The organism is uncultured Campylobacter sp. (assembly GCF_937949835.1).
Classification (GTDB): Bacteria; Campylobacterota; Campylobacteria; order Campylobacterales; family Campylobacteraceae; genus Campylobacter_B.
The window spans coordinates 1-6,380 of the sequence record NZ_CALEDC010000197.1 but is presented as its reverse complement, the minus strand read 5'-3'; the positions used below and the strand labels follow the sequence as shown (position 1 = coordinate 6,380).

General features: G+C 42.1%; 5 protein-coding genes. 2 read left to right on the top strand and 3 right to left on the bottom strand.

Going from position 1 to position 6,380, the window contains the following annotated elements; genetic code table 11:
* Positions 1-766 precede the first annotated feature (766 nt).
* Positions 767-2,098 (bottom strand): adenylosuccinate lyase, encoded by a 1,332-nt coding sequence (gene purB, locus Q0256_RS04515; protein WP_297882648.1) that lies wholly within the window; start codon positions 2,096-2,098, stop codon positions 767-769.
* 75 nt (positions 2,099-2,173) lie between these two features.
* Between purB and Q0256_RS04510 the strand changes: the two genes are divergently transcribed.
* Together Q0256_RS04510 and Q0256_RS04505 are read left to right on the top strand one after the other, a co-directional pair.
* The gene (locus Q0256_RS04510; RefSeq protein ID WP_297960455.1) at positions 2,174-3,562 is read left to right on the top strand and encodes a pseudouridine synthase; all 1,389 of its coding nucleotides are present in this window, start codon (positions 2,174-2,176) and stop codon (positions 3,560-3,562) included.
* A 150-nt stretch (positions 3,563-3,712) separates the two neighbouring features.
* On the top strand, positions 3,713-4,171 hold the full coding sequence (locus Q0256_RS04505) for a hypothetical protein (protein ID WP_297960452.1): 459 nt from the start codon (positions 3,713-3,715) through the stop codon (positions 4,169-4,171).
* A 212-nt stretch (positions 4,172-4,383) separates the two neighbouring features.
* Here Q0256_RS04505 and rlmN read toward each other — a convergent pair whose 3' ends face one another.
* Positions 4,384-5,493, bottom strand: coding sequence for a 23S rRNA (adenine(2503)-C(2))-methyltransferase RlmN (rlmN, locus tag Q0256_RS04500; RefSeq protein WP_297960449.1), 1,110 nt, complete (start codon positions 5,491-5,493; stop codon positions 4,384-4,386).
* Positions 5,490-6,035, bottom strand: coding sequence for a purine-nucleoside phosphorylase (locus Q0256_RS04495; RefSeq protein WP_297960447.1), 546 nt, complete (start codon positions 6,033-6,035; stop codon positions 5,490-5,492). Before Q0256_RS04495 ends, rlmN begins: the two co-directional genes overlap by 4 nt.
* Between the last annotated feature and the right edge of the window lie 345 nt (positions 6,036-6,380).

The following is a 6,380-nucleotide window of genomic DNA, read 5'->3' as shown; positions in this document are numbered from 1 at the left end:
GGGTGCTGCCGGTACTAGACGTCAAATTTTACCCGCTTGCGCATATAAAATTTTAAAATTTTTAAAAATATCATTACGCAAGCTTAATTTCCTATTTTTAGTGCTATCTGTTAAGCGCTTAAATTGATGGAATTTATGAAATTTTACTCAATCCGCTTTTTTCTAAGAATCGTTAAAATCTCAAGTTGAAAAAGCGGAATTTTATTAATGTCTCCATTTGCCACTTTAAATTTGTTTCATAATTGCTTCGGATATCTCACGACTCCTAGCTTGAGCCAACGTAGAAGCACCATAAAATCATTAAAATTTGGTTGGTTGCCATAGGCAAAATGCTAAGCGAGCACGTAAAAGGATTGCGCTTTAATGGCAGTTGATTTAGAGGCGAATTGGTCCTGTTTGCTTTATGGAAATCTCGCATTTACATTTTCGGGATTAGCACTTAAATTTTGCGGTAAAATTCTAAAACTACTGCGTCTAAGAATTTTACCGTTTTAAAGCATTAAATTTTACGATTCTGATGTTAGCCGCAAGCGTAGAATTTTACCTTTATAAATTCACGGTAAAAGTAGTGGCGCACGATCCGTGCGGATTTAGATACCAGATTTATCCGCAAGCGCTGCGCTTTTACTAAAATTTTGTCTTTGTAAAAATTTTAAAATTTCAATCGCTGTTTTTAAAATATTTCGGCGCAAACATAAATTTCTAGCCGCTTCGCTATATTTTATAGGCTTGCTCGGAGCTTTAAAATAGCAAGTCGCCGTGCCTGCTATTTGCCAAAAACCCTAGCGAAAATCGCGTCTACATTTTTGGTGTAATATCCGTAGTCGAAGCACTCTTTGATCTCGCTTTCGCTTAGCTTTTCTCGCAGCTTTGTATCTGCGAGCAGATTTTGTAAAAATAGGCTATGCCCTTGCTCATCTATAGCTTTTTTGCCCTCTTGCAGATCCGCCCAGACCTTCATCGCATTACGCTGCACGATTTTATAAGCATCCTCTCTGCTAACTCCTCGTTTAGGCAGCTCTAGCAGCACGCGCTGCGAAAACACGAGCCCACCGGTTAAATTTAGATTTCTCATCATATTTTCGGGATATACGAGCAGTTTTTCGATCAAGCTTGTCAAGCGATTTAGCATAAAATCGGCGGTTATAAAGCCATCAGGGAGGATAAATCGCTCGACTGAGCTATGGCTGATGTCGCGTTCGTGCCATAGCGCTACGTCCTCCATCGCGGGTATTGCGAAGCTACGGATCATACGACATAGTCCAGTTACGTTTTCGCTAAGGACAGGATTTCGTTTGTGTGGCATCGCAGAGCTGCCCTTTTGACCTGGGCTAAAAAATTCCTCTGCCTCATAAACCTCGGTGCGTTGATAGTGGCGGATTGCGATAGCGATCTTTTCGCAGCTGGAAGCCAGGATCGCAAGTGCGCTCATTACCTGTGCGTAGCGATCGCGCTGGATGACTTGATTGGACGCGGGAGCGGGCTTTAGCCCCAGATATTCGCACACTAGCTCTTCCAGCTCTAGTGGAGCGTGGGCGAAATTCCCCATCGCACCGCTTATTTTGCCGTAGCTGATAACGCTTTTTGCGTGTTGCAAAAGCTCTAGCGCGCGATTTATCTCATCATACCAGACCGCAAGCACGAGTCCGAAAGTGATCGGCTCGCCGTGGATACCGTGGCTGCGCCCGACCATCAGTGTCATTTTATGCTTCATGGCTTGAGATTTTATCGCAGCTTTTAAATTTTGCACATCCTCAATGATAAGCTCCATGCTTTCTTTGATTTGTAGTGCAACGGCGGTATCGATGCAATCGCTGCTAGTCATGCCGTAATGCACGAAGCGGCTCTCCTGCCCAAGGCTCTCACTCACGCTCGTTAGAAATGCAATCACGTCGTGCTTGGTGGTCTTTTCGATCTCATCTATCCGCTCGATCCTAAAGCTTGCGTTTTGTAGAATTTTATCTTTATCACAGTCGCTTATTAGACCTAGTTTATTCCACGCCTTAACCGCCGCGAGCTCGACTTTTAGCCACGCGTCGTATTTGGCTTGCAAGCTCCATTTTTCAGACATCTCTTTTCTTGCGTATCTTTCGACCATTTTAGTAGCCTTTCGGTTAGAATTTCTTGTATAATGATGGCAAAAATTATATAAAAATAGGGCTGAAAGTTTAATATGGGTTATGAGAAAAGAAGCTTGGGAAGCTTTGAGGGGCGCAAAATTTACGAAATTCTGCTTAGCCTCGGATACGATATGAAATCCGCGCAGCGCATCTGCGACAAGCACCGCGTAACCGATGCAGAGGATCAGAATTTGCATAAAAACTCCGTCGCGCACGGAGAAATTTTTTTGATCGATTACAAATGCGAGCCGCGCGGACTGAAGCCGATCTTTGAGTGCGATGCGTTTGCGGCATTTGACAAGCCGAGTGGAATTTTAAGCCATCCGAGCGGGCGCAACTCGCCTTATAATATGTATGACGAGATCTGGTCGCTATACGGGCAGGACGCGTGCGTGGCGCATAGGCTTGATTTAGAAACCAGCGGAATTCTTATCGTCGCTAAGGATAAAGACGCGGCGCGCGAGCTTAAAGAGTGCTTCGAACAGCGTAGAGTGATGAAAAGCTATCTAGCGCTCGTACGAGGGGATTTGCAAAGTGCTGCTTGCAATGGCGAGATAGAGAATTGCTATGCGCTAGGTTCGTATGAAATTTGCGGATCAAAATTTGCGGGCGATGCTGTGAGTTTACCAAGTAGCGTATCGGATCTGCGCGATACACTAGCTCTAAAAGGAGTAGGCAATAAATTTGGATTTAATATCTTGTCTAATAGTGCGAGTAGGAGATTATGGTGCGATGCTCTATCTGACGGCATGCAAGCTAAATTTGAATCTGGCGCTCCTGCTGGCGATGTTGACAGCGGATCTGAATTTGATGCCTTATCCTGCGGCGTGAGTGATAAGCTTAAACCCGCTATCGCGATGAGTAGCGCGGATAACGGACATAAACCTTGCGCCTTATCTGTGGCTAAATCTTTGCCAGCTACTTCTATGGGCTGCGTAAATTTTAAAAAATTTGAGCCTGCAAAATACGCAAAATTTAGCGAGAAACTGAAATTTTTAAAGGATTTTGAGGGGTTTGTGATTGATGCTCCGATCGCTCCTAGCGACGAGTTTGCCGATCTTAAAATTCGTATGAAAATATCGCGCGACGGAAAAGAGGCGATCACGCTGATACGCCCGCTGCGATATTTCTCGGACATAGACGCTAGCCTGATTGAGTGCTATCCGCTGACGGGTAGGCAGCATCAGATCAGGCTGCATCTATTTGCCGCGGGTGCGCCGATATTGGGAGAGCCGCTGTACGGGCTTTCGCGCGAGCAAGCGGAGCGGATATTGGATAAAAAGATGGATGAGACAGAGCGGATCAGAACGACGGGAGCGCCGAGATTGTTGCTGCACGCGAATGCAATCCGCTTTGAACTAGGCGGCGAACGATACGAGATAAAAAGCAAATTCGATGCCGCGAGAGAGTTTTATAATCTTGCTAAAATCGGTAAAATTTAAGCAACTCAATAAAATTTTGAGGTGGCGGCGATTATTTTTATGACTAGGATTTTGCTTTTGCTGGTTTTTATACAATTTTGTGATTACAACGGCGTTTAATTTATTAATTTCTCATCTATGGTCATTTGAAAATTTTAAGACGATTTTATTTTGCGATGGCTATATTGGGAAAAAAGCGCTAAGGCCATAAAAGCATATAATTCAACTTGGCTAGACAACGGGTTTCATATATTTATTTTCGGTAGCGAAAATTACGGTAAATTTGAGCTCAGAGCGCATAAATATTGGATGCTTCAAGATAAGTTGGGCGGTAGCATAAAAGATTTTAAATCCGATGTTGATTCTTTTAAAAAATACAATCAAGAACATGGAATATTTAAAAAAGAATTTGACGAATACGCTAATTTCCTATTTAAGCAAAAGGGTGGAGCGGGAAGCTCTGTTAATTTAGAAAGCTCGGCATTAATAGCAAGCATGGGGAGCAAAACGGTAGTTGCTTCTTTTGGGGAATATTGCAAGAGGGTACTTGGTTTGGGCATAGACCGTAGCATAGAACAAAAACAAACAATAGAAATATCGCAAGATATTGGCATGAGACTTGGATTGTAATTGTTAATTTCTATGAAAATTCGAAATGTTAAGGGTAGATAAGAAGGAATTCGCGGATGATTTCAGCGTTTGTAATCTAGGATTTTTTAAGTAGCGATCTGTTTAAGAAGATGCTGTTCTCATCCATTATTTTTTGCGCGTCCATTGCTACTCCTTTATAAATTTTTTACTGATCTGCCTTATGATCTGAAAATAATCGCCGAATTTTTCCTCTACTTGTTCGAAATTTTATCGGTACCGATACTGTTCTGAGTCGGAATTTTATTTTTCTCGTTTCTTTGCTTGAGCTGTCCGCACGCCGCACTGATATCTAGCCCCTTGCTCTGGCGGATCGTACAGGTAATACCGTGCGCGCATAGATAGTCTTGAAATTTCACCATATTTTCGGGGCTTGGTCTGCCAAAGCTTGAGCCTTCGTGCGGATTAAAATAGATCAGATTTACTTTTGCGCGAATGCCGTGCAGAAGCTTCACTAGCGTTTTGGCATCGCTTGGGCGATCGTTCACGCCATCGATCATTAGGTATTCAAACATCACGCGCTTTCGCAGATCGATTGGGAACTCGCGCACCGCCTGCATGATCGATGCGATATTGTAGGCGCGATTTATCGGCATTAGTTTTTCACGCAGTTCGTCATCCACTGCATGCAGCGAGATTGCAAGTAGCACGCCAAGATCCATTTCGCCAAGCTTTTTTATCTGCGTAGAAAGTCCGCTTGTACTTATCGTTTGGCGACGCGGCGCTATGGCGAGTCCGTCGTTTTCTTTTAAAATTTGCACGGCTTTGGCAACGTTGTCTAGGTTATTAAGCGGTTCGCCCATCCCCATATATACGACATTGACGCGGCGTTCGTACGGGATAGCGTTCATTTTCTTGATGAGCCAAATTTGAGCCACGATTTCGCCTGGAGTTAAATTCCGTACGAAGCCACCTTTTGCTGTCAGGCAAAAGGTGCAGCCAATTTTGCAACCCACTTGCGAACTTACGCAGATTGAGTAGCGCGCGTGTCTTACAACTTTTTTGTTTTCATCTCGCAGCTCATCCTTCATCGGTAGCAGAACGCTTTCGATCGTCTTGCCGTCTTTGAGAGCGAAAAGGTATTTGATACTGCCATCGCTACTTGTTTCGGATCTGACGCATTCAAGTGGATCTAAATAAAAATTTTGAGCTAAACTTTGACGGATCTCTTTTGGTAGATTTAGCATTTGTGCGAAGTCATCCACGTTCTTTTTGTAAACCCATTCGTAAATTTGCTTGGCTCTAAATTTTGGTTCGATGAAATTTTCAAGCTCTTTCATCGTAAAATCAAAGATATTTTTCAAATTAATGCCTTGGTTTTTAGATATTTAGTTAAATTTTCTTTTGCGGCGGCGTGGTTTTTTAAAAAATCTGCGTGAGCGTTTGAATCACAAAAATTCGTCGCACAAAAAATTCCGTAAGCGGGAATTTGAAATTTTTGAGCTACCTTAAGAACCGCAAAAAATTCCATATTTTCTAAAAAATAACCTCGCTCAAAGAATTTTAGCGCGGATTCTTTATCGGTCGTGATAAAATTTGAGCTATTAGTTATTGTTTCATATGAAACATCGGCAGAATCCCCAGCTATAATTTCATAGTTAATTGGAGAGTATGAAAGTTCATAAAGCGCCGATATCTCGCAGTTTACAGCCGATCTGCTTTCATAAATTTTTAGAATTTCACCCTCTTTATATAGCCCTGCAGAACCCACGAAAATGATTTCACTCGGCAAGCTTTGCCTATTTTCGCATAAAAATTTAGTCAAATTTATACTCATATCCACTAGCCCTACGCCCATGGGCAGGGCAAAGTCAAAAATTTCATTTCGTCCGGCAGAGATTATCATTTACGCATTCACGCTTTCATTATTTTTCACTAATCATAGCAAAATGACGATAAATTTAAGGCTAAATTTTGAAATTTTTTCGTCGTAAAGTATCGGGTGAAATTAAAATCAATTTAAGCAAATATCTATGAGAGCTGTACTCTTACCTTTCATAATGGTAGCAGTGCAGGTGGCGGGTAGAAGATGTAAAAGTATCATAAAAAAGCTTATGATTTAGCTAAAACGAATAAATTTTATCTAAGCAAAAACGATGCTTGCAAAAAACTTGCAAGATAATAAAGGCTGAAATAAAATTAATTATTTGGTCGCTTTGGCGGCTAAGTTTTAACCCTGAGGTATAAACCC